At 70.9% G+C, this 23,555-nt stretch carries 15 protein-coding genes; 6 read left to right on the plus strand and 9 right to left on the minus strand.

The window, feature by feature from the left end:
- Positions 1 to 24 precede the first annotated feature (24 nt).
- Positions 25 to 1,206, plus strand: a complete 1,182-nt coding sequence (locus LVB77_RS09015; protein WP_232909798.1) for a S1 family peptidase — start codon at positions 25 to 27, stop codon at positions 1,204 to 1,206.
- A 77-nt stretch (positions 1,207 to 1,283) separates the two neighbouring features.
- Here the strand turns inward: LVB77_RS09015 and LVB77_RS09020 are convergent, their stop codons facing one another.
- Genes LVB77_RS09020 through LVB77_RS09040 form a run of 5 tightly spaced genes read right to left on the minus strand, consistent with a single transcriptional unit; the run spans position 1,284 to position 5,739 of the window.
- Positions 1,284 to 1,655, minus strand: a complete 372-nt coding sequence (locus LVB77_RS09020; protein ID WP_232909799.1) for an MmcQ/YjbR family DNA-binding protein — start codon at positions 1,653 to 1,655, stop codon at positions 1,284 to 1,286.
- A gap of 17 nt (positions 1,656 to 1,672) precedes the next feature.
- Positions 1,673 to 3,442, minus strand: a complete 1,770-nt coding sequence (locus tag LVB77_RS09025; protein ID WP_232910220.1) for an ABC transporter transmembrane domain-containing protein — start codon at positions 3,440 to 3,442, stop codon at positions 1,673 to 1,675.
- Positions 3,443 to 3,465: 23 nt separating this feature from the next.
- Complete coding sequence (locus LVB77_RS09030; RefSeq protein WP_232909800.1) at positions 3,466 to 4,068, minus strand: YigZ family protein; 603 nt, start codon at positions 4,066 to 4,068, stop codon at positions 3,466 to 3,468.
- Between the two features lie 10 nt (positions 4,069 to 4,078).
- The gene (locus tag LVB77_RS09035) at positions 4,079 to 5,188 is read right to left on the minus strand and encodes a hypothetical protein (RefSeq protein ID WP_232909801.1); all 1,110 of its coding nucleotides are present in this window, start codon (positions 5,186 to 5,188) and stop codon (positions 4,079 to 4,081) included.
- Complete coding sequence (locus LVB77_RS09040; protein ID WP_232909802.1) at positions 5,185 to 5,739, minus strand: RNA polymerase sigma factor; 555 nt, start codon at positions 5,737 to 5,739, stop codon at positions 5,185 to 5,187. Before LVB77_RS09040 ends, LVB77_RS09035 begins: the two co-directional genes overlap by 4 nt.
- Before the next feature lie 234 nt (positions 5,740 to 5,973).
- On the opposite strand from LVB77_RS09040, the gene LVB77_RS09045 reads away from it, so the two are divergent.
- Positions 5,974 to 8,847, plus strand: a complete 2,874-nt coding sequence (locus LVB77_RS09045) for an EAL domain-containing protein (RefSeq protein WP_232909803.1) — start codon at positions 5,974 to 5,976, stop codon at positions 8,845 to 8,847.
- On the opposite strand, the gene LVB77_RS09050 is transcribed toward LVB77_RS09045, so the two are convergent.
- The 4 genes from LVB77_RS09050 to xseA all read right to left on the minus strand — a co-directional run bounded on the left by LVB77_RS09050 (position 8,837) and on the right by xseA (position 15,803).
- On the minus strand, positions 8,837 to 10,324 hold the full coding sequence (locus LVB77_RS09050) for a VWA domain-containing protein (RefSeq protein WP_232910222.1): 1,488 nt from the start codon (positions 10,322 to 10,324) through the stop codon (positions 8,837 to 8,839). The genes LVB77_RS09045 and LVB77_RS09050 overlap by 11 nt on opposite strands.
- A 695-nt stretch (positions 10,325 to 11,019) precedes the next feature.
- The gene (locus tag LVB77_RS09055) at positions 11,020 to 12,495 is read right to left on the minus strand and encodes an aldehyde dehydrogenase family protein (RefSeq protein ID WP_232909804.1); all 1,476 of its coding nucleotides are present in this window, start codon (positions 12,493 to 12,495) and stop codon (positions 11,020 to 11,022) included.
- 39 nt (positions 12,496 to 12,534) lie between these two features.
- Positions 12,535 to 14,181, minus strand: a complete 1,647-nt coding sequence (locus LVB77_RS09060; protein ID WP_232909805.1) for an acetolactate synthase large subunit — start codon at positions 14,179 to 14,181, stop codon at positions 12,535 to 12,537.
- A 263-nt stretch (positions 14,182 to 14,444) separates the two neighbouring features.
- The gene (gene xseA / locus LVB77_RS09065) at positions 14,445 to 15,803 is read right to left on the minus strand and encodes an exodeoxyribonuclease VII large subunit (protein ID WP_232909806.1); all 1,359 of its coding nucleotides are present in this window, start codon (positions 15,801 to 15,803) and stop codon (positions 14,445 to 14,447) included.
- Between the two features lie 193 nt (positions 15,804 to 15,996).
- Here xseA and ispG point away from each other — a divergent pair, with 193 nt between their 5' ends.
- From ispG to LVB77_RS21260, 4 genes are all read left to right on the plus strand, one after another.
- Complete coding sequence (gene ispG / locus LVB77_RS09070; RefSeq protein WP_232909807.1) at positions 15,997 to 17,268, plus strand: flavodoxin-dependent (E)-4-hydroxy-3-methylbut-2-enyl-diphosphate synthase; 1,272 nt, start codon at positions 15,997 to 15,999, stop codon at positions 17,266 to 17,268.
- Positions 17,243 to 17,965: a phosphatase PAP2 family protein gene (locus LVB77_RS09075; RefSeq protein ID WP_232909808.1), complete on the plus strand. Its 723-nt coding sequence runs from the start codon at positions 17,243 to 17,245 to the stop codon at positions 17,963 to 17,965. The genes ispG and LVB77_RS09075 overlap by 26 nt, the downstream gene beginning before the upstream one ends.
- A 444-nt stretch (positions 17,966 to 18,409) precedes the next feature.
- The gene (locus LVB77_RS09080; RefSeq protein WP_232909809.1) at positions 18,410 to 21,748 is read left to right on the plus strand and encodes a S8 family serine peptidase; all 3,339 of its coding nucleotides are present in this window, start codon (positions 18,410 to 18,412) and stop codon (positions 21,746 to 21,748) included.
- A 117-nt stretch (positions 21,749 to 21,865) separates the two neighbouring features.
- A complete protein-coding gene (locus LVB77_RS21260) occupies positions 21,866 to 23,545 on the plus strand; it encodes a YadA-like family protein (RefSeq protein ID WP_255700567.1) in 1,680 nt (559 codons plus the stop codon).
- Positions 23,546 to 23,555: the final 10 nt, after the last annotated feature.

Raw genomic sequence — 23,555 nt, forward strand, 5'->3', positions numbered from 1 at the left:
CGCTCGCCAAAGGAGGAGTTCGCCATGCAAGGTTCCAAGCTACGTCGCAGCCTGCTGTCGCTCACTGTCGCCACGGTTTCCTTGAGCGCCATCGGCGCTGCCGTGGCCGCCGATGCGGTCGATCCCGGACTGAAATTCGCCATGCAGCGCGATCTGGGCGTGATGCCCAGACAACTGTCGGAGTACCTGAAAGTGGAACGCACTGCCGAACAGCAGGCCGGCGCCGCGCAGCGCCGCTTCGGCGCGGGTTACGCGGGCAGTTGGATCGAACGCAAGGCCGACGGCTCGTTCGGCTTCGTCGTCGCCACCGCCGGCGCGGACGCGGGCGCGGTGCCGGGCGCGGAAGTGCGCCGCGTGCGCTACAGCCTGCGCCAGCTTCAGTCGGCCATGGACGCGCTGGACGGCAGCGTACAGCGGCGCGTGCTGGGCATCAGCAAGACCTTCGGCGGCGTGCACTCCTGGCATGTCGACCCGCAGACCAATTCGGTGGTGGTGGCGGTGGCGCCGGGCGCCGGCGACGAGGCCGTGGATCTGGTCGCCGCCAGCGGCGCCGACGCTTCGACCGTGCGCTTCGTCGAATCCGTCGGCGAGCCGCGCACCACCGCGACCATTCGCGGCGGCATCGAGTACACCATCAACAACCAGTTCCTGTGCTCGGTCGGCTTCTCGGTCACGCGCGGTTCGACCAAGGGCTTCGCCACCGCCGGTCACTGCGGCTCGGCGGGCGCGACCGTGCGCGTGGGCGGTGTGGTGGTGGGCTCGTTCACGCAGTCGAACTTTCCCGGTAACGACCGCGCCTGGGTCACCGTCGGCAGCACGCACACGCTGCAGCCGCAGGTCAGCAACTACGCCGGCGGCAACGTGATCGTGCGCGGCAGCACCGAGGCGGCCACGGGCGCGGCGGTGTGCCGCTCGGGCCGCACCACCGGCTATCGCTGCGGCACCATCACCGCCAAGAACGTAACGGTGAACTATCCGCAGGGTTCGGTGTTCGGACTCACGCGCTCCAACGCCTGCATCGGCGGCGGCGATTCCGGCGGTTCCTGGATCACCAGCGCCGGCCAGGCCCAGGGCGTGAGTTCGGGCGGCCAGATCCCGCAGGGCAGCAACAACAACTGCGGCGTCGCGCAGGCGCAGCGGGTGACCTTCTTCGAACGTCTGAACCCGATCCTGAGCCAGTACGGCCTCACCCTGGTGCGGCAGTGACCGTTAGCGTGTAGTTCGCAAGCCATGTCGCCGGGCGCCCCTGCACGGGGCGTCCGGCGCGTTACGTCGCGGCCCGCTCAGTCGCTCGCGTCGCCGCCCAGCGCCAGCGCGCGGCGTTTGCGGCTGAGTTTGCCCAGCGCCTCGTGGTACGACCAGGTCACCAGCTCGCGCAGGTAATCGGCCGGCACGGTGCGCACGTCGACGATGGTGATCCAGCGGAAGCGGCCCATCCAGCGGGCGGGCTTGATGCCGGGCACGCCGGTGAGTTCCAGGAAGCGATCGGGCGTGACCTTGATGCTGAAGCGCCAGCGCTCGGGCTCGCTGGTCTTGAAGTAGGCGTAGGTCTTGTCGCCCACCGTGTAGGTGAGGATGTTGGACGGATGCCCGTGCAGGGTGAACACGGCGCCGGGAAACTTGGCGCAGAACTTTTTCAGCTGGCTCGTATCCATGCCGGCGCGTCCTTGAGTCAGTCCAGGAACTGCAGTTTGGCCAGTTCCGCGTACAGGCCGTCCTGGGCCAGCAATTGTTCGTGGCTGCCTTCGGCGACGATGCGGCCGCGGTCCATGACCACGATGCGGTCGGCCTTGAGCACGGTCGCCAGACGGTGCGCGATGACCAGGGTGGTGCGGCCTTCCATCAGCGTTTCCAGCGCCTGCTGCACGGCGCGCTCGCTCTGCGCGTCCAGCGCGCTGGTGGCCTCGTCCAGCAGCAGGATGGGCGCGTCCTTGAGCAGTGCGCGCGCGATCGCGATGCGCTGCTGCTGACCGCCGGACAGGCGCGCGCCGCGCTCGCCCAGTTCGGTGTCCAGGCCTTCGGGCAGGGCGTCGATGAAATCGGCGGCGTGGGCGGCGCGCACCGCCGCTTCGACCGCGGCGTCGTCGGCGTCGAGGCGGCCGTAGCGGATGTTGGCGCGCGCGCTGGCGGCGAAGATGGTCGGCTGCTGCGGCACCAGGGCGATGCTTTCGCGCAACGCGGCCGGATCGAGCTGGCGCGCATCCAGGCCGTCGACGCGGACCGCGCCGGACTGCGGATCGTGAAAGCGCAGCAGCAGCGAGAACACCGTGCTCTTGCCGGCGCCGGAGGGGCCGACCAGGGCCACGGTCTCGCCGGGCCGCACGCGCAGGCTGAAGTCGTCCAGCGCCGGCAGATCGGGGCGCGCGGGGTAGTGAAAGCTGACGTCGTCGAACGCGATCTCGCCGCGCAGCGGCTGCGCCAACGTCTGCGGTTGCGCCGGCGCTTCGATGGCGTTGGCTTCGTTGAGCAGTTCGCTGATCCGGCCCATGCCGCCGGCCGCGCGCTGCAGGTCGTTCCAGACTTCGGCCAGGGCGCCGACCGAACCGCCGGCGATCAGGGCGTAGAGGATGAACTGGCCCAGGGTGCCGGCCGTCATGTGGCCGCGCGCGACTTCGTGCGCGCCCGACCACAGCACCAGGGTGATCGCGCCGAAGATCAGGGTGATGGCGACCGCGGTGACCAGCGACTGGATGCCGATGCGCTTGCGCGCGGTCGCCACCGCCAGCTTGAGCGCGCTGTCGAAACGGCCGCGCTCGTAAGGCTCGCGCGCATGCGCCTGCACGGTGCGCACCGCGCCCAGGGTTTCGCTGGCCAGGGCGTTGGCGTCGGCGACGCGGTCCTGGCTGGCGCGCGAAATCTTCTGCAGCCGGCGGCTGCCGATCACGATCGGCAGCACCGCCAGCGGGATGCCCAGCATGGCGTAGGCGGCCAGACGCGGCTCGGTGATGAACAGCATCGCGATGCTGCCGATCACCGTGATCGAGCTGCGCAGCGCCACCGACATGCTGGAGCCGACCACGCTGCGCAGCAGTTCGGCGTCGGCGGTCAAACGCGAGACCAGCTCGCCGCTGCGGCTGCGGTCGTGGAAGCCCGCGTCCAGGCCGATCAGATGCGCGTACAACTGCTGGCGCAGGTCGGCGACCACGCGTTCGCCCAGCAAGGACACGAAGAAGAAGCGCGCCGCGGTCGCCAGCGCCAGCGCCACGGCCACGCCGAACAGCAGCAGGAAGGCTTGGTCGATCGCGCCGCCGCCCTGGCTGAAGGCCTGGTCGATCATGGTCTTGAACGCCGGCGGCAGGCTCAGGGTGGCGGTGCTGGACGCGGCCAGCGCGATCAGCCAGGCCACGAACAGCCCCAGGTGCTTGCGCACGAACGGCCACAGGGTACGCAGGCTGCCGATCGGCGCCTTGGCGGTGGCGGTCTTGGCCGGCGCGGCGTCGATGGGGGCGTGCTCGGCGGTGTCGGTCATGGGGCGGGGGCGTCTTCGGCGCGCAGGCGTACCCGATCACGTGTGGCGTCGCGCAGCTGCGCTTTCAAGGCGTCGAGGCGGTTTTCGGGCAGACGGATGCGCGTACGGGCGCCGCCGGCCTCGTAGGCCTCGTCCAGTTTCTCGGCGCCGTGCGCGGCCAGGGCGGCGTGCACGGCGCCGGTGTCCTCGAAGGCGTAGCTCAGCTGCGCGGTGCGCAGCACGATCAGTTCGCGGCGTTCGGCGCGGCGCAGGCATTCGGCCGCGCAGCCGCCGTAGGCGCGCACCAGGCCGCCAGCGCCGAGCTTGATGCCGCCGTACCAGCGCGTGACCACGGCCACGACGCGGTCGTAGCCCTGGCCCTCGATCGCGGCCAGGATCGGCCGCCCGGCGGTGCCGGCCGGTTCGCCGTCGTCGTTGAAACGGTACCGCGCGCCGATCCGGTAGGCCCAGCAGTTGTGGGTGGCGGCCGGGTCGGCGACGCGCGCGAGGAACGCCAGCGCGGCCTCGGGCGTCTCGACCGGCGCGGCCAGGGCCAGGAAGCGGCTGTGCTTGACCTCGATCTCGTGGACGGCCTCGCGCGCCAGGGTGGCCGCGCTCAAGGCGCCGCCCTCATCGCAGCAGCGCGCGCAGGTCGTCGGGGATGCGCACCCGCGGATGCGACTTGCGGAACAGCGCCAGGCTGGCGCGCGCCTCCTCGGCCTGGCCGGCGTCGCGGCGGGCGCGGATGCGGTCCAGCCAGTCGGCGCGCTCCAGGCGCGCGTCTTCTCGCACCGGCGGCAGTGGGAATGCGGCCGGCCGGACCTCACTGGTCGGCTGCGCGGCCTCGACCTCGGCGCGCTTGACGCGCGAGCCGGTGACCTCGACCCGGTCCAGCGTATCGGCCTGCTTGGCCGCCGACGGTGCCGCCTGCGCCTGCTTGGCTTCCGACCGCTGCATCTGCGCGGCGGCCTCGGCTTCGCGGCGTTCCTCGGCCGCGTCGGCGGCGCGTCGTGAGCGGGTCGGGACCAGGCCGAAGTTGTCGGAGGCGTCGGCGCCGGCCGGAGCGGACGCGGCCGCCGGCATCGGCGGCGCGTAGGCCGGCGCCGCGCGCGCGGCCGCCGCGTTGCCGGCGACCACGCCGGCAGCGGCGTCACTGGCGGCGGCATCGCTGGCGTCGGCGAGCGCGGCCTTGTCGTTGCGCTGCTGGCGCAGGTCGCGCGGCGGCGGCGACGGCGCGTCGCTGTCCAGGTAACCCTGCGCCGCGGCGTCTTCGGCCGGCTTGGCCGCGGCGGCCGCCAGCGACGGCGCCGCAGGCGCGGCGGCGGTCGCCGCAGCGCTGGGCGCGGCCTGCGCTGCGATCGGTGCCGGAGGCGGCGGCGGAGCGATCAACTCGCGCGGACGCGAAATCATTTCGGCGCTGGTGTAGGCGCCGTCGGCGGGTTCGTGGATCGGCGCTTCCCGCGACGGGCTGATCGGGCGCAGCTGCCAGACCACGCCCACCGCCAGCGCCATGGTCGCGGCCACGCCGAGACCGGTGATCAGGCCGCCGGGAATCGCGCTCAGCGCCCAGCGCCGGCGCGCGCGTTGCGGCGCGCGCGTGCTCGCCGCAGCGGCGTGCGCCGCGGCCAGGATCTTCGCGTCCAACGCGGGCGAGGGACCGTCGTGCGGCCCCAGCCGCGCCAGGCGGTCGGCCAGGGCGCGTTCTTCGGGCGACAACGGATCGGGGGTCTGGCGCTTCATTCGTTCAGCCTCAGCCGCAGCTTGTCCATCGCATAGCGCAGCCTTGATTTAACCGTTTCTCGTCCGGCGCCCGTGATGTCGCCGATCTCCTCCAGGCTCAGCTCCTGCTCCAGCCTCAGCAGCACCACCTCGCGCTGCTCCTCGGGCAGCTCCTCGATCGCACGCTGCAGGCGGCGGCGCTGTTCGAATTCGGACAGTTCGCGCTCGGGCGTGGTCGGATCGGGCACGCGCGCGGCGCGTTCGTCGCCGTCTTCGGGCGTGGCGGGGCGGTGCTTGAGGCCGCGCCAGTAGTCGTTGAGCCGATTGTGGGCGATGCGGAACAGCCAGGTGCTGAATGCGGCGTCGGGCTTCCAGCCGTGGCGCGCGGCGATCACGCGCTGCCAGACGTCCTGGAAGAACTCGTCGGCCAGCGCCGAATCGCGAACCTGGCGCAGCAGGAAGCGGTACAGCGGCCCACGGTGGCGCGCGTACAGGGTCTCGAACGCCGCCGTATCGCCGCCCGTCCAGGCCAGCATCAATACGTCGTCGCTCGCGTCCGCAGCCGAATTCATCCGCGGCAGGGTAAGGGTTGGCGCCGCCGACGGGAAGCCATGGCGTGCCGGACGCGCGGAGCGGGGGGTGGGAGCGGTCGCCAGGTGCATGTCCGGACGAACGGCCCAAGGGGCGCGACGGGGTTGGCGGTTCGTGAACGCCCGGTCAGGCTATCCTGCATCCTGCGTTGTAAGACGTGAACGATCCAGAGGCCTGTGGCGGTGCAAACAACCGGAAGGCCAGCCAGCGGCGCCGTGGCCGCGTCGCCAGACAGCTGCGACCAGCTCGCGGCGGTGCTGCGCGATGGCCTGCCGCAAGGCTCGCAAGTGGCCGTGCGCTGGCTGGACGCGCGCGGCGTGGCCGGCGGGTCGGCCGCCGGCAACGGGCCGGAGTCGGCCGCGGCCGCCGAACGGCTGTTGAACGGCCATGGGCCCGGACCCGAACGCCACGACCGCCTGGAAGCCTCGTGGACCTTGGGCGACGGCACCCGCGCGGCGCTGTGCGCGCAGTTGGGCGCGCCGCTGGAAGACGCCGCGCGCGCGCCCTGGCTGGCGCTGGCGCAGCGCCTGATCGCCGCCGAACTGCAGGCCGCGCGCGCGCAGGCGCGCGCCGAGTCGCTGGAAAAATCCGAACGCCTGCAGCAGGCCTTGTACGAGATCGCCGATCTGGCCGGCTCGGACCTGGACATGATCGACATGCTGCGCCGCATCCACGGCGTGGTCGGCGGCCTGATGTACGCCGAGAACTTCTATATCGTGCTTTACGACGACGTGCGCGACAGCCTGCGCTTCCTGTACTTCGCCGACCGCATCGACACCTACATCGCCGAACCCGATCTGGAGATCCGCGCCGCCGAGATGCCCAACAGCCTGACCCTGGCGCTGCTGCGCCACGGCGAGCCGCTGCTGGGCTCGTCGGTGTCGGTGCGCGAACAGCTCGGCGTCACCCAGGACCTCACCCACGGCCCGGACAGCGAAGACTGGCTGGGCGTGCCGATGCGCCGCGACGACCGCGTCTGCGGCGCGATCGTGGTGCAAAGCTACGACCGTCCCGGCCTGTACGGCGACGAGGAACGCGCGCTGCTGGCCTTCGTCGCCCAGCACATCCTGACCGCTTTGGACCGCTTCCGCGCCCGCGAGGAGCTCGAACGCCGCGTCGCCGAGCGCACCCAGGCGCTGCAGCTGAGCAACCGCGACCTGCAGGCCGAGATCATCGAGCGCCAGCGCGCCGAACGCCTGCAGCGCGCGCTGTTCCGCATCGCCGAGCTGTCGATCACCTCCGAGACGCTGGAGCGTTTCTACGCCCAGGTCCACGACGTGGTCAGCGAGCTGCTGTACGCGCGCAACTTCTACATCGCCCTGATCACCGACGACGGCGAACACCTGGAATTTCCGTACTCGATCGACGAACGCGACCCGACCCGCGAGAGCCGCCGTCTGGGCGCGGGCCTGACCGAGTACGTGATCAAGCGCGGCCAGGCCCTGCTGGCCGATCGCAACCGCATTGCCAGCCTGGAGGCGGCCGGGCTGGTGCGCAGCCTGGGCTCGCAGGCGCATTGCTGGCTGGGCGTGCCGTTGTTCCGCGGCGATCACGTGGTTGGCGTGATCGCGGTGCAAAGCTACTCGCCGGCGATCGCCTTCACCGTGCGCGACCAGGAACTGCTGACCTTCGTCGCCCACCACATCAGCAACGGCCTGGCGCGCAAGCAGACCCAGGACCGTCTGGTCGCGGCGCATTCGGAACTCGAACAGCGCGTGGCCTCGCGCACGCGCGAGCTGGCGCAGGCCAACAGCGAGCTGCTGTCGCAGATCGGCGAACGCCTGCGCGCCGAGCAGCAGCTCACCCATCAGGCCCTGCACGACACCCTGACCGGACTGCCCAACCGCGGCCAGCTGCTGGAACGGCTGGAGACCGCGATCCTGCGCGCGCAGCGCGATCCGGGGCGGCAGTTCGCGGTGCTGTTCCTGGACCTGGACCGCTTCAAACTGGTCAACGACAGCGTCGGCCATTCGGCCGGCGACGAACTGCTGATCGAGGCCGGGCGCCGCATCGTCGCCGCGGTGCGCACCGGCGACACGGTCGCGCGCCTGGGCGGCGACGAGTACGCGATCCTGGTCGACGAGATCGACGGCCTGCGCGTGGCCGAGGAATTGTCGCAGCGCATCCTGCGCGCGCTGGGCGAGCCGTGCTGGGTGGCCGGGCGCGAGGTGTTCCCCTCGGCCAGCCTGGGCATCGCAATGTGGCACCCGCGCTACCGCAGCGGCGTCGAGCTGTTGCGCGACGCCGACGCCGCGATGTACCGCGCCAAGTCCGCCGGCCGCGACCGCTGCGCGGTGTTCGATGAGGCCATGCGCGAGCAGGCGGTGCGCATCCTCGACCTGGAAGCCGACCTGCGTCGCGCCATCAACGGCGACGGCTTCATCGCCTACTACCAGCCGATCGTGCGCCTGAGCGACCGCAGCGTGATCGGTCACGAAGCCTTGCTGCGCTGGCGCCACGAACGCCGCGGCCTGCTGCTGCCCAGCGACTTCATCGGCCTGGGCGAGGACAGCGGCCTGATCGAGGAAGTCGACTGGCTGCTGTATGCGCAAGTGATGCGGCAGCTGGCCCAAGGCGGCGAGGGCTATGTGTCGGTCAACGTCTCGCCGCGGCATTTCCGCGCCGCCGACTTCGCCGACCGCCTGCTGCGCATGATCGACGAGGCCGGCGCCGATCCGCACCGCCTGCGCATCGAGATCACCGAGGGCGCGCTGCTGGACGACGTGCCGCGCGCGCTGCGCATGCTGCGCACCCTGCGCGGCCATGGCGTGCTGGCGCAGCTGGACGACTTCGGTACCGGATTCTCGGCGCTGTCCTACCTGCACCGGTTCCCGATCGAATGCCTGAAGATCGACCAGAGCTTCGTCGCCGGCCTGGTCGGCGAAACCCGTCCCGAGAGCGTGGCGGTGGTGCGCGCGATCCAGGCCTTGGCCGGTACCTTGGGCATCCACACCATCGGCGAGGGCGTGGAAAACGACGCCCAGCTCGCGGCCTTGCGCGAACTGGGCTGTGCCTACGGCCAGGGCTATCTGTTCGGACACCCGGCCGAGGCCGTGTCGACGTCGCAGCGGTCGCTGCTCAGTCACTGACCGCCGCGGTGCGCGCCGGTTCGCCCTCGATCAGGGCGCGGGCGCGCTGCACCAGGCCGATGAACTCGCCCTGCTGGTTGCCGCAGTCGTCCGAGCAGGCGGCGCGCGCTTCGCGGGCGATGCGTTCCCAGCCCCAACCGTCGTAGCGGCTGCCGCCGCGCAGCGCATCGGCGAAGGCCGCCACCGATGCCGCGAAGCGCATCGATTCGCTCGGCCTCGCGCGCAACTGCGAGCGCAGGATCGGCGTCTGGATCAGCCGGCTGCTGTCCGCACCGCCGTCGTCCTGTCCCGGCCGCTTGTAGCGCAGCTTGAGGTTGGCGATCTCGCCGCCCTTGCCGGCCTGCGCGGCGGGCGCGTCGCGGTAGCGCAGCACCGGCAGGCGCGCGGCGGTGGAGCCGACCGGCGTCAGTTCGTACAGCGCGGTGACCTCGTGGCCGGCGCCGATGTCGCCGGCGTCGACCTTGTCGTTGTCGAAGTCTTCATGCTTGAGGATGCGGTTCTCGTAGCCGATGAGGCGGTACTCGGACACCAGCGCCGGGTTGAACTCGACCTGGATCTTCACGTCGCGGGCGATGGTCAGCATGGTCGAACCCATTTCCTCGACCAGCACCTTGCGCGCCTCCTGCACGGTGTCGATGTAGGCGTGGTTGCCGTCGCCGACGTCGGCGAGCTTTTCCGACAGCGCGTCGTTGTAGTTGCCCTGGCCGAAGCCCAGCGTGGTCAGCGCGATGCCGCTCTTGCGCTGATCGGCGACCAGGGTTTCCAGCGCGTTCTGGTTGACGGTGCCGACATTGAAATCGCCGTCGGTGGCCAGGATCACCCGGTTCACGCCGCCCTTGACGTAGGCCTGCTTGGCCATCGCATAGGCCAGGCGGATGCCGTCGCCGCCGTTGGTGCTGCCGCCGGCCTGCAGGCGGTCCAGCGCCTCCAGGATCTCGCCTTGGCGGTCGCCCGAGGTCGGCGGCAGCACCAGTCCGGCCGAACCGGCGTAGACCACGATCGAGATGCGGTCCTGCGGGCGCAGCTGACGGGTCAACATGCTGAAGGCGCTCTTGAGCAGCGGCAGTTTGTCGGGCGCGTCCATCGAGCCGGAGGTGTCGATCAGGAACACCAGGTTGGCCGGCGGCAGCGCCGCCTTGGGCACGTCGTAGCCCTTGATGCCGATCATCAGCAACTGGCGCTGCGCGTTCCACGGCGCCGGCGCGAGTTCGGTGGTGACCCGGAACGGCGTGTCGCGCGTGGTCGGCGCGGGGTGGTTGTAGTCGAAGTAGTTGATGAATTCCTCGGCGCGCACCGAATCGGCCGGCGGGCGCACACCCTGGTTGAGCATGCGGCGGACATTCGAATAGCTGCCGGTGTCGACGTCGATCGAGAACGTGGACAGCGGCTCATCGGCGGTGCGGCGCACCGGGTTGTCCTCGCGCTCGGCGTATTTTTCGGTGTTGGCCGGCTGCGCCATCAGGCCCGCGCTGGGCATGGGCGGCGCGACCATGAGCGGCATCGCGCTTTCGACCTGGGTGCGCTTGATGCGGCTGCCGCTGACCGCGATGGCTTCCAGCGCGGGGGCGGGCGCCATTTGCTTGGCTTCGGCGTAGCCCAGCGCGCGGGGCGGCGGGGGCGGCGCGCCCGGGGGGCTGCGGCGGCTCAGGACGGCTTGCGGCACGGCTGCGTCGGCGGCAGCCTTGGACGCGTCCGCGCCGGCGATCGCGGCGGCGGCCTCGTCGCGGATCGCCGCCACGTCGGCGGGCGAGGGCGTGCTTTGCGCGGCGTGACGCTCCCCGCGCGTGTCGGTCTGGCCGGCGCTGGGCGCATCGTCGCGGGCGCTGGTATGGCAGGCGCTGAGCGCGAGCGCGCCCAGGATCGCGGCGAACAGGACGGTGGTCTGCTTCGGGTGCGGGGTGGCGTGCATGCGGGCATCTCCAGGGTGGTCCTGGGTGGCAAACGCATGGCATCGGCGAGTGGGGTTAGGGGCTATGGGATCGAGTGCGTTCGCGCTGAGCGCTCGTCCCTCCCCCCAACCCGCACCCCGGCCCGATCGCTTCACGATCGGGCGTTCGGCGCAGCGCGAGCCAGTGGCTCGCAAGCGCTGCTTCTCACCTCGTGAACGGGAGAGGGGGTGGGGCGAGGGCCGCGAGGCATCGCCCTCGCGCCGCCCCCCAATCGATCGACGCCTCACCCCACCGGGTCGCGTATCACCAGCAGCCGCTGCTCGGTCATGTCCTCGATCGCGTACCGCACGCCTTCGCGGCCCAGACCGGAATTCTTGACGCCGCCATACGGCATGTTGTCGACGCGGAAGCTGGGCACGTCGCCGACGATCACGCCGCCCACGTCCAGGCGGTCCCAGGCGCGCATGGCGTGGTCGAGGCGGCCGGTGAACACGCCCGCCTGCAGACCGAAATCGCTGTCGTTGACCTGCGCCAGCGCCTCGTCGAAAGTGTCGAACGGCGCCATGAACGCGACCGGCCCGAACACCTCCTGGCGGAACAGATCGCTGTCGCGCGGCACCTTCTCCAGCAGCGTCGCCGGCAGCATGTTGCCGCGGCGTTCGCCACCGGCGATGAGTTTTGCGCCGCCCTTGCGCACCGCGGCCACCCAGGATTCGATGCGCTTGGCTGCGGCCTCGTCGATCACCGGCCCGATGAAGGTGCGTTCGTCGCGCGGGTCGCCCATGCGCAGCTTGGACACGGCCGCCTTGAGCTTCTTGCGCAACGCATCGTAGATCGCCTTATGAGCGTAGATGCGCTGCACGCTGATGCAGCTCTGACCGCTCTGGTAGTAGGCACCGAACACCAGCCGCTCGACCACGTGGTCCAGCGGCACGCCCGGGTCGTCGTCGACGATGCAGGCGGCGTTGCCGCCCAGTTCCAGGGTTACCTTCTTGCGGCCCGCGCGCGCCTTGAGCTCCCAGCCGATCAGGCCGCCGGTGAAGCTCAGCAGGGCGATGCGCTCGTCCTCGGTGAGCGCGGCGGCATCCTCGTTGGAGCAGCAGATCACCGAGAACGCGCCCTTGGGCAGATCGGTCTCTGCCAGGATCTCGCCGATGATCAGTGCGCCGATCGGCGTCTTGACCGCGGGCTTGAGCACGAACGGGCAACCGGCGGCGATCGCCGGCGCGACCTTGTGCGCGACCAGGTTGAGCGGGAAGTTGAACGGCGTGATGAAGCTGCAGGGGCCCACCGGCACGCGCTTGACCATGCCGCGGTAGCCGCGCGTGCGCTTGGAAATTTGCAGCTCGATGATCTCGCCGTCCAGGCGCGTGGCCTCGCCGGCGGCGATGCGGAAGGTGTCGATCAGGCGGGTGACTTCGCCGCGCGCGTCCTGGATCGGCTTGCCGGCTTCGATGCACAGCGCCAGCGCGAGCTCCTCGTGGCGTTCGCTGAAGCGCCGCACGCAGTGTTCGAGCACGTCGCGGCGCGCATCGGGCGGGAACGCGGCCATCGCCTCGCGCGCCTTGTGCGCGGCGACGATCGCCTTGCGCACCACGGCCGCGTCGGCGAAGGCCACGCGGGTGGCGACCTTGCCGCTGTACTTGTCCAGTACTTCCAGGTCGGTGTTGGCCGCGACCGGACGGTTGGCCAGATAGTACGGGTAGCTGCTCTTGAGTCCGGAGGCGGCGGGCTTGGACTTGCTGGGGGACTTGGCCATGGCGGATTCCGTAGTGAACAGGGTGTGGGCGCGCGCGGTTCAGCGCACCGCGGCGCTCATGCGCGGGATGTCTTCGTTGAGGATGCGGTCGTCGTCGGCATAATCGATCGGCACTTCGATCAGGTCCACGCCGGGCGTATCCAGCGCGCGCTGCAGCAGCGGCAGGAAGTCGTCGCTGCGGGCGGGGCGATGCCCGCGCGCGCCATAGCTTTCGGCGTACTTCACGAAGTCCGGATTGCCCAGGTCCATGCCGAAGCTGGGATAGCGTTCGTGCGCCTGTTTCCACTTGATCATGCCGTAGGCGTCGTCGCGCAGCACCAGCACGGTCAGGTCCAGGCCCAGGCGCACCGCGGTTTCGATTTCCTGCGAGTTCATCATGAAGCCGCCGTCGCCGCACACCGCCAGCACGCGCCGGTCCGGATGCACGATGCGCGCGGCCATCGCCGAGGGCAGGCCCGCGCCCATGGTCGCCAGCGCGTTGTCCAGCAGCAGTGTGTTGGGCCAGCGGCAGCGGTAGCCGCGCGCGAACCACAGCTTGTACAGGCCGTTGTCGAGGCAGACGATGTCGCGCTCGCCCATGGCCGTGCGCACGTCGGCGACCAGGCGCTGCGGCACCAGCGGATAGCGCGGGTCGCGATTGCGCTGGTCGATCTGCGCGTCCAGCGCCGCGCGCACGCGGTCGAAGAAGGCGAAGTCCCAGTGCGGCTGCGGCGCGATCGCCTCGGACAGCTGCCAGACCGCGTTGGCGATGTCGCCGACGACTTCGATCTGCGGGAAGTACACCGCGTCCACCTCGGCGCTGGCGTAGTTGACGTGGATCACCGTGCGCCGGCCTTCGCGCATGAAGAACGGCGGCTTCTCGATCACGTCGTGGCCGATGTTGACGATGCAGTCGGCGGCGTCGATCGCGCGGTGCACGAAGTCGTGGTCGGACAGGGCGGCGTTGCCCAGCCACAGCGGGTCGGTCTCGTCGACTACGCCCTTGCCCATCTGGGTGGTGAAGAAGGGAATGCGCAGCTTGGCGATCAGCGCGCGCAACTGGCGCGCGGTGGTCTTGCGGTTGGCGCCGGCGCCGACCATCAGCAGCGGATGGCGCGCGCGCATCACCGCGGCCGCGGCGTGGGCGACGGCCTTGTCCTCGGCCAGCGGGCGGCGCGAGTACGAGGCCGGGATGAGGCGCGCCTCGGTGGGGTCGGCGGCGATGTCCTGCGGCAGCTCCAGGTGGGTGGCGCCGGGACGTTCCTCCTCGGCGCGGCGGAAGGCCTCGCGCACGCGCGCCGGGATCGAATCGGCGGCGACGATCTGGCGCGTGTACTTGGTCAGCGGGCGCAGGGTGTCGACCACGTCGACGATCTGGAAATGGCCCTGCTTGCTGGTCTTGATCGGCTTCTGGCCGGTCAGCATCAGCATCGGCATGGCGCCGAGCTGCGCGTAGGCGGCCGCGGTGACCAGGTTGGTCGCGCCCGGCCCCAGCGTCGACAGGCAGACGCCGGCCTTGCCGGTGAGCCGGCCGTAGGTCGCGGCCATGAAGCCGGCCGCCTGTTCGTGGCGGGTCAGGACCAGTTTGATCGAGGACGTGCGCAGCGATTCCAGCAGGTCGAGGTTTTCCTCGCCGGGGATGCCGAACACGTACTCCACGCCCTCGGCCTCGAGTGCGGCCACGAACAGATCGGACGCCTTGGTCATGCGCAACTCCGTGCCGGGCTGCGCCCGAATTCGTCGATGTTCGCGCAGATCGTGTTAGCGGTGGGCGATGGCCGGGGCGCCGTGGCGGAACGGTGCGTCGCGTGGGCGGCGCCGGCAGGCGGCGAGGGCGCCGGCGTGTGCGGCGGCGTCATCGCGGCTTACGCCGCTCCCACAGAAAGCGGAGGCGGTGCCGGCCTTGGGGTAGGAGCGGCGTAAGCCGCGATGCGTCGCGACGCGCGACGCTGGTCCGGACGCAGCGCGTTTCAGGGGGCGTCGCCGCCCGCCTCGCCGTCCTCGACTTTCAAGCGCAGCCGCCCGTCCTGCACCCGCGCGCTCAAACGCTCGCCGGGCGCGGCATCCAGCACGCTGCGCACCACGTGCCCGTCCTCGCGCTGCAAAATCGCATAGCCGCGGGCGACGGTGGCCAGCGGGCTGACCGCCTCCAGCGAACGCGCCAGGCCGCGCAGGTGCAGGGTTTGGTGGGCGAGACGGCGCATCACGGCGGCGCGCGGCCGCTGGGCCAGCGCGCCCAGGCGTTCGCGCAGGGCGGCGATGCGGCGTTGCGGCTGGTTCGCGCGCAGCACCGCGTCGGCGTGTCGCAGCTGCGCGCGTTCGCGCTCCAGCCGGCGTTGCCAGGCCGCGGCCAGGCGGCGCAAGGCTTCGGCCTGGCGCAACCGCAGGGCCTGCAGGCGCGCCTGCGGCCGCAAGGCGTGCAAGCGCAGCGCGGCGCGGTCGGCGCGCTGCATGGCCTGGCGCAGGCGCTGCAGTTGCAGGTTGCGCAGGCGCGCGTCGAGCTGGCGCAGGCGGCGCAGCAGTTCGTCGCGATCCGGCGCGATCAGCTCGGCCGCGACCGAAGGCGTCGGCGCGCGCAGGTCGGCGGCGAAATCGGACAGGCTGAAGTCGGTCTCGTGGCCGATCGCCGACACCACCGGCACCTCGCAGGCCGCGATCGCGCGCGCCAGGCGCTCGTCGTTGAAGGCCCACAGGTCTTCCAGCGAGCCGCCGCCGCGCGCCAGCACCAGCACGTCGTAGCGGCCGGACGCGGCCGCGCGCTGCAGCATCTGCACGATCTGGGCGGCGGCGCCTTCGCCCTGCACCGGCACCGGCAGCACTTCGGCCTGGATCAGCGGGAAACGGCGCGCCAACACGCTGAGCACGTCGCGCACCGCCGCGCCGCTGGGCGAGGTGATCACGCCCACGCGCGCCGGGTAGCGCGGCAGCGGGCGTTTGCGCTCGGCGTCGAACAGGCCCTCGGCCTGCAGCCGCGCCTTGAGCTCCTCGAACGCGCGCCGCAGCGCGCCTTCGCCGGCTTCCTCCATGTGGTCCAGCACCAGCTGGTAGTCGCCGCGCGCTTCATACAGGGTCAGGCGGCCGCGCGCGAGCACGCGCAGGCCCTCGCGCGGGACGAACTTCAGCCAGCTGCTCTTGGGCTTGAACATCGCGCAGCGCACCTGCGCGCGCGCGTCCTTGAGGGTCAGATACAGATGGCCGGAGGACGGGCGCGACAGGTTGCCCAGCTCGCCCTCGACCCAGACCAGCGGAAAGGTGTCCTCCAGCAGGTTGCGCGCCAGGGTGTTGAGCTGGCTGGGGCTGAGGACTTCGTCGGGGGCGGCGGGGGGCATGGCGGTGCGGACGGCGGACGGCTTGGATACGGGGCAGGGCGATGGTAACGCGTCCGGCGAGGCGGCCTGCGGCTGCGGTTCAGGCGGATGAAGCGCCGGTGGCCGCTCGCGCTGTCTCCAGTGCGACACCTCCATGATCGTCATCCCCCGAACCCGCGCCTATCCCCCACCGCCCGGGCGTTACAATGGGCGCATGAATTCCGACACCGTTCTTCCCTGCGCCCACACCGGTTTCGGCCCCTTGCCGCGTCGCCTGACCCGCAGCGTGCGCATCGGCGCGATCACGTTGGGCGGCGGCGCGCCGGTGGTGGTGCAGTCGATGACCAACACCGACACCGCCGACATCGCCTCCACCACCAAGCAGGTGGCCGAGCTGTGGCGTGCCGGCTCCGAGCTGGTCCGGGTCACGGTCAACACCGTCGACGCCGCCGCGGCGGTGCCGCGCATCGTCGACAAGCTGGCGATGATGGGCATCGAGGTGCCGATCATCGGCGACTTCCACTACAACGGCCATCAGCTGCTCACCGCCGAGCCGGCTTGCGCGCAAGCGTTAGGCAAGTACCGCATCAACCCCGGCAACGTCGGCTTCGGCAAGAAGAAGGACAGCCAGTTCGCCACCTTGATCGAAATGGCGATCAAGTACGGCAAGCCGGTGCGCATCGGCGCCAACTGGGGCTCGCTGGACCAAGCGCTGGCCGCGACCCTGATGGACGAGAACCACGCCCGCGCCGAACCCTGGGACGCGGGACGCGTGCTGCGCGAGGCGCTGATCCGCTCGGCCCTGGACTCGGCGCAGCGCGCGGTCGAGATCGGCCTGCCGGCCGACCGCATCGTGCTTAGCGCCAAAGTCAGCGGCGTGCAGGAACTGATCGCGGTCTACCGCGAGCTGGCCAACCGCGGCGACTTCGCCCTGCACCTGGGCCTGACCGAGGCCGGCATCGGCAGCAAGGGCATCGTCGCCTCCAGCGCGGCGCTGGGCGTGCTGCTGCAGGAAGGCATCGGCGACACCATCCGCATCTCGCTCACGCCCGAGCCGGGCCAGTCGCGCAACAACGAAGTCATCGTCGCTCAGGAACTGCTGCAGACCATGGGCCTGCGGGCGTTCACGCCCATGGTCACCGCCTGCCCGGGCTGCGGCCGCACCACCAGCAGCTTCTTCCAGGAACTGGCGCAGAAGGTGCAGGAGCACGTGCGCGCGAAGATGCCGGAATGGAAGATCAGCCACCCGGGCGCGGAGAACCTGACCCTGGCGGTGATGGGCTGCGTGGTCAACGGGCCCGGCGAATCGCGCCACGCCAACATCGGCATTTCCCTGCCGGGCACCGGCGAGGCGCCGTCGGCGCCGGTGTTCGAGGACGGCGAGAAGACCGTCACCCTGCGCGGCGAACGCATCGCCGATGAATTCGTCGAGCTGATCGACCGTTACGTCGAACGCAACTATGGCGTCCACGCAACGGGCGCCTGACTCCAGCGACGGCGGCGACGCGCTGCGCGCGGAGACGCGCTTCGGCGTCGCGTTCCTGCGCCGCCACGGCTTGCGCCTGCTGCTGGTGTTCGCCGGCTTGCTGCTGCCGCTGTGGGCGTTCGCCGAGCTGGCCGACGAGATCCACGATCAGGACACCATCCCCTTCGACGAACCGATCCTGCAGTTCGCGCATTCGCTGGCGCGCGAAGGCTTCGACCGCTTCTTCGTCGTGATCAGCAAGATCGGCTATCTGCACGGCGTGGTCCCGTTCGACGTCGCGCTGGTGCTGGCGCTGAGCCTGCTGCGTCGCTTCCGCGAGGCGACCTTTGCGGCGATCGCTCTGGGCGGTTCGGCCCTGCTCAACATCGCCGCCAAGCAGGCCTTCGCGCGCGACCGGCCGTCGCTGTGGGAATCGATCGCGCCCGAGCACAACTACAGCTTCCCCAGCGGCCACGCGATGGGCTCGGCCACGCTGGCCTGCGTGCTGACCCTGCTGGTCTGGCGTACCCGCTGGCGCTGGCCGGTGGCCGTGGCCATGGCGGCCTTCGTCGTGCTGGTCGGCCTGTCGCGGGTCTACCTGGGCGTGCATTACCCCTCCGACATCCTGGCCGGCTGGGCCGTCGCCACGGCCTGGGCGGTGGCGGTGTATGTGCTGACGTTTCGTGGTGGGGTGGGGCCGTGGAGGGCCGCCTCGTAGGTCGTCGTCGATGCGGGCGCGACCACGATTGAATGCACGTTGGGTGGCGCGATGCTGCAGCGGATCGCGAGCAGCGTCGCTACCAATTGCCTCCTGTTCCGCGGCCGCCTGGGCAGCCTGGATCGCAACAACCGCGCCAGGCAGACGTCAAAGGGCGCGAAGCCCTCAGCTGGGTACGGCGGCTGGCCGAATCTTGCCCCGCGGCACATGCAGCCTTGCCGATTCTGTGCTTATCGTGTGCCTGGCGGGGTAGGGCGATCCTCATCGCCCCCCGTTGTGCATTAGGTCGGCGCCTGGGGAAGCGTCGGCCGACGCCGTAGGCGGCTCGTGCTTCCGCCGCCGATCGGGCCTCGCTCAGCACCACTCTCCCATCTGGGCCACCGGTTCGGCGCTACGCCGTCGGTGGGCGTATGCATTGCGGATTCGCATTAGGGGACGTTGCACATGTCGATAAGAATCAACCGATGGACGGTCGGGCTGGCGCTGGGTGCGCTGGCGGCGATCGCCGGCGCCACCGTCATGCTCGGCGGCGGCGTATCCGATGCCGGCGGCGGGCCGATCGGCGGCGCGCCGGCGGCCGTGTCCGGCGGCAACAACGAGTTGCCGGAACAGCAGGTCCGCAAATACATCGTGGTCTACCGCGAGGCGCCGCTGGCGACCTACCGCGGCGAGATCAAGGGCCTGCCGGCGCCGGAGCGTCTGGTCGGCGAGCCCGGCGTGCCGCAGATGGCGCGCGCCGCCGCGACCGCGGCCGGCGAAGGCAAGCTGGACGTGCGCAGTTCGCGCGCGCAGGCGTATGTGCGTCACCTGGAAAGCGCGCAGCGCCAGCACGAGTCCGGCATCGCCGCCGCGATCGGCCGTCCGCTGCGCATCGAACGCCGCATGCGGCACGCGCTCAACGCCGTGGTCACCGAGCTGAGCGAGGCCGAGGCCCAGCGCGTGCAGCAACTGTCCGAGGTGCAGTTCGTCGAGGAGTACCGCGAGTACGAACAAGACACCGACGTCGGCCCGACCCTGATCGGCGCGCCGCAGCTGTGGAACTCGCCGACCAATCCGGTCAAGGGCGAGGGCGTGGTGGTCGGCATCCTCGACTCGGGCATCAACTTCGGCAGCCCCTCGTTCGCGGCCGTCGATGAGCAGGGCTACGCTCACGTCAATCCGCTGGGCGCCGGCAACTACCTGGGCACCTGCGCGGCGGGCGGCGTCGATGCCGGCCGTTGCAACGACAAGCTGATCGGCGGTTACGACTTCGTCTGCGCGGCGCCGGGCAACACCTGCGGCGTGGCCAACATCCGCGAGGAGCCGGGCTTCGGCGACACCAACAGCCACGGCAGCCACACCGCCTCGACCACCGCGGGCAACTTCCGCACGGTCGCGTTCAAGGGCCGCAACACGCTGATTTCCGGCGTGGCGCCGCACGCCAACATCATCGCCTACGACGTGTGCTACACGAACACGGCGACCGGTCGCGGCCTGTGCCCGAACACGTCGTCGGCCGCCGCGGTCGATCAGGCGGTCGCCGACGGCATCGTCGACGTGCTGAACTTCTCGGTGGGCGGCGGCGAAAACCCGTGGAGCGATTCGGTCTCGCTGGCCTTCCTCAACGCGGTCAACGCCGGCATCTACGTGGCGACCTCGGCCGGCAACAGCGGCCCGGGCCCGAACACCATGGGCCACCTGGAGCCGTGGACCGGTTCCACCGCGGCCGCGCAGCATGGCCGTCAGGACTTCAATCCGGTCATGCAGGTCACCGGCCCGGGCGCCGTACCCGCCGCGCTGGGCGCGCTGGTGCTCAACGAAGGCACGGGCGGCGTCGCGTTCACTTCGCCGCTGGCGCCGACCACGGTGCTGCGCGTCAGCCCCAACATCGACGGCGTCGACGACGGCTGCGCCGCGTATCCGGCCGGCACCTTCACCAACGCGATCGCGGTGATCCGCCGCGGCACCTGTTCGTTCACCATCAAGTCCGGCAACGCGGCGGCCGCAGGTGCGGTCGCGGTGGTTATCGCCAATAACGCCGCCGGCGGTCTGATCCCGACCATGACCGGCGCGACCGTTCCCGGTTTCGCGATGCTGCAGGCCGACGCCAATGCGGTGCGCGATTTCCTGGCCGGCAATCCCGGCACCGCCGGCATCAGCGTGCTGCCGATTCCGAACACGCCCGACGTGCTTGCCGATTTCAGCTCGCGCGGCCCGGCCGGCACCTACGATCTTCTGAAGCCCGACGTCACCGCACCTGGCGTGGCCATCCTGGCCGTGGTCGCCGGTACCGCGATCAGCGGTTCGGAGAACGCGGTGGGCCTGATGAACGGCACCTCGATGGCTTCGCCGCACCACGCCGGCGCCGCCGGTCTGCTGCGTCAGGCGCAGCCGACCTGGACCGTGCCGGAAGTGAAGTCGGCGTTGGTGATGACCGCCGAGCAGCAGGTGTTCAAGGAAGACTCGATCACGCCGGCGACGCCGTTCGATCGCGGCGGTGGCCGTTTGCGCGTCGACCTCGCGCTGCGCGCCGGTCTGGTGCTCAACGAAACCCGCGCCAACTACCTGGCCGCCAACCCGGCCAACGGCGGCGACGTCGCCAACCTCAACCAGCCCAGCCTGGCCAAGGCGCGCTGCGTCGAGCGTTGCGTGTTCACCCGTACCTTCCGCAACACGCTGTCGGTGCGTCAGGGCTGGACGGTCAAGCTGACCGGCCTCAGCGGCACGATCTCGCCGGCGCTGTTCACGCTCAATCCGGGCGAGAGCAAGGCGGTCAAGATCACGGTCAACAGCTACCAGCTGCCGGCCGACGGTTCCTGGAATTTCGGCACCCTGACCCTGACGCCGACCGCGATCGGCACGCTGGACCAGCCGACGCTGCGCCTGCCCGTGGCGGTGTCGGTGCCGCCGCCGGTGATCGCGCTGACGCCGGTGCAGATCGCGGCGACCCTGCCCGCGGGCGGTAGCGGCTTCGCCAACTTCCGCATCGACAACCTCGGCGGTTCGCGTCTGGATTACACCATCGACAACACCGGACAGGGCCTGCGCACCTTGCTCGACGCGCAGCGCGGTGCGGTCAGCAGCGGCTTCCGCGCCACGGTCTACACCGATCCGGCGACGGCGGGCTCGGCGGCGCAGTTCAGCGCCGACGATTTCAGCGTGACCGAAGCCACGCGCCTGGTGTCGCTGTACACGGAAGGCTTCGTGTCCAGCGGTCAGCCGCTGGCGACCACCGCGACCAGCCTGACCTGGACCCTGTTCCGCGACAGCGGCAGCAATCCGGAAGGCAATCCGCAGGCCTCGCCGGGCGTGGCCGTGTGGAGCTACACCGCCGCGCCGACCGGTGCCGGCGTCACGCTCACCGGCGCCAACATCGGCCTCAATCTGACCGCGGCCGGCCAGAACGTCGATCTGCTGCCGGGCCGTTACTGGCTGGTGGTGCATGCGCGTTCCAGCTTCGCCAACCGTTGGGTGTGGTTCGCCTCCAACACCGGCGACAACGTGTTCCGCACCATCACCGTCACCACCGCCGGTGCCGGCGCCTGGACCGCGGGCACCGGCTTCGCCGGCCTGGCCTGGAACGTGGGCGCGTCCAACGCCTGCGGCGCGCCGTGGATCGGTGCGCCGGTGAGCGCGATGGGACGCGTGAATCCGGGTGCGGTCGGCAACAACGCGCAGGTGCAGCTCAACGCGGGCGGCCTGAGCGCCGGCACGCACGTGGGCTTCATCTGCGTGGCCAGCAACGATCCCGTCAAGCCCAAGGTCGCCGCGCGCGTGGTGCTGACGGTGACGGCCGGGCCGTAACGTTCGCTGGCTACTGTCGCCGGGCCCGTTCGTGGGCCCGGCGATTACTTCGATACCGGTACGGGCCGCGTTGCACGGCCCATCCAAACGATTCCTTAGGGGGAAGCAATGAAGCACATGCACCACTCGCTCCTGTCCACCGCGCTGCTGCTGGCGCTGGCCCTGCCGACGGCCGCGCTGGCTGGCGAACCCTGCCTGCTCGACGACGGCCTGGGCGGCACCACCACCGGCGGCGCCACCGCGGCCGGCGGCGGCGCGACCGCCTGCGGCAGCGGCGCCACCGCCAGCGGCGACGGCAGCACCGCGGTCGGTTCGGCCAGCACCGCCAGCGGCACCGGCAGCACCGCGGTCGGCGCCGACAGCGTCGCCGGCGGCGATCAGAGCACCGCGGTCGGCCAGGGCGCGCAGGCCGGCGGTTTCGGCGCCACCGCCAACGGCAGCGGCAGCAACGCCAGCGGCGAGTTCGCCACCGCCACCGGCACCGCCAGCGAAGCCAGCGGGCAATTCAGCAGCGCCAGCGGCGCCGGCGCGCGCGCCACCAACGACAACGCCACCGCCACCGGCAGCTTCAGCGAAGCCAGCGGCCTGGGCAGCTCGGCGCACGGCTACAACGCCATCGCCAGCGGCGAGCTCAGCACCGCCAGCGGCAGCGGCTCTCTGGCCTCGGGCGAGGCCAGCACCGCCAACGGCGCCGGCGCCACCGCCAGCGGCAAGGGCAGCACCGCGACCGGCGCGCACAGCGTCGCCAGCGCCGACGGCGCCACCGCCAACGGCGGCTGGGTCGACAAGGACGGCGACGGCGTGGTCGATCCGGACGAAGTGACCACCGCCAGCGGCCTGGAATCCAGCGCCTTCGGTGGAGCGGCCCAGGCCACGGCGGACCAGTCCAGCGCCTTCGGCGGTCGTAGCGTCGCCAGCGGCATCGGCAGCAGCGCGTTCGGCTACGGCGCGCAGGCCACGATGCAGAACGCGACTGCGATCGGCCAGGGCAGCAACGCCAGCGCGACCAACAGCGTCGCCCTGGGCGCGGGCTCGAATGCCAACCGCGCCAACACCGTCTCGGTGGGCGACACCGGCAACGAGCGCCAGATCACCAACGTCGCCGCCGGCACGCAGGGCACCGACGCGGTCAATCTGACCCAGCTGCAGGACGGCAACGCGGCGACCTTGAACGCGGCCAACACCTACGCCGACACGGTCGCGGCCAATACGCTCAACAGCGCCAACACCTACACCGACACGGTCGCGGCCAACACGCTCAACAGCGCCAACACCTACACCGACACGGTCGCGGCCAATACCCTCAACAGCGCCAACAGCTACACCGATTCGCGCGTGACCAGCAACAACGCCAACGTGCTCAACCAGGCCAACGCGTACGCCGATGCCGGCGATGCGGCCACGCTCAACGCCGCCAACACGCATGCCGATGCCGGCGACGTGGCGACGCTGCGCACCGCCAACACCTACACCGACATGCGTTTCGCCCAGGCGATCGCGGCGCCGATGGCGGCCATCGACGACCTGCGCAGCGACATGGACTGGGGCTTCAAGCAGACCGACCGCCGCATCGACCGCGCCGGTGCGATGACCGCGGCGATGGTGCAGATGGCGACCTCGGCCGCCGGCATCCACACCAAGAACCGCGTCGCCGTCGGTGCGGGTTTCCAGAACGGCGAGCAGGCCCTGTCGATCGGTTACCAGCGCGCGATCAGCGAACGCGCCACGGTGACTTTCGGCGGCGCGTTCAGCAGCTCGGAGAGCTCGGCGGGCGTGGGTTTGGGTTTCGGTTGGTAAGGGTTCCTTG

Origin of the sequence: Lysobacter sp. 5GHs7-4 (genome assembly GCF_021284765.1) — a bacterium.
Classification (GTDB): Bacteria; Pseudomonadota; Gammaproteobacteria; order Xanthomonadales; family Xanthomonadaceae; genus Lysobacter.

What these genes read in the sequence shown, in the direction of transcription:
- LVB77_RS09035 (WP_232909801.1), bottom strand. Translation starts at nt 5,188, where the DNA reads ATGAAGCGCCAGACCCCCGATCCGTTGTCGCCCGAAGAACGCGCCCTG.
- xseA (WP_232909806.1), bottom strand. Translation starts at nt 15,803, where the DNA reads ATGCCCCCCGCCGCCCCCGACGAAGTCCTCAGCCCCAGCCAGCTCAAC.
- LVB77_RS09080 (WP_232909809.1), top strand. Translation starts at nt 18,410, where the DNA reads ATGTCGATAAGAATCAACCGATGGACGGTCGGGCTGGCGCTGGGTGCG.
- LVB77_RS09040 (WP_232909802.1), bottom strand. Translation starts at nt 5,739, where the DNA reads ATGAATTCGGCTGCGGACGCGAGCGACGACGTATTGATGCTGGCCTGG.
- ispG (WP_232909807.1), top strand. Translation starts at nt 15,997, where the DNA reads ATGAATTCCGACACCGTTCTTCCCTGCGCCCACACCGGTTTCGGCCCC.
- LVB77_RS09050 (WP_232910222.1), bottom strand. Translation starts at nt 10,324, where the DNA reads ATGCCCAGCGCGGGCCTGATGGCGCAGCCGGCCAACACCGAAAAATAC.
- LVB77_RS09075 (WP_232909808.1), top strand. Translation starts at nt 17,243, where the DNA reads ATGGCGTCCACGCAACGGGCGCCTGACTCCAGCGACGGCGGCGACGCG.
- LVB77_RS21260 (WP_255700567.1), top strand. Translation starts at nt 21,866, where the DNA reads ATGCACCACTCGCTCCTGTCCACCGCGCTGCTGCTGGCGCTGGCCCTG.
- LVB77_RS09015 (WP_232909798.1), top strand. Translation starts at nt 25, where the DNA reads ATGCAAGGTTCCAAGCTACGTCGCAGCCTGCTGTCGCTCACTGTCGCC.
- LVB77_RS09060 (WP_232909805.1), bottom strand. Translation starts at nt 14,181, where the DNA reads ATGACCAAGGCGTCCGATCTGTTCGTGGCCGCACTCGAGGCCGAGGGC.
- LVB77_RS09055 (WP_232909804.1), bottom strand. Translation starts at nt 12,495, where the DNA reads ATGGCCAAGTCCCCCAGCAAGTCCAAGCCCGCCGCCTCCGGACTCAAG.
- LVB77_RS09020 (WP_232909799.1), bottom strand. Translation starts at nt 1,655, where the DNA reads ATGGATACGAGCCAGCTGAAAAAGTTCTGCGCCAAGTTTCCCGGCGCC.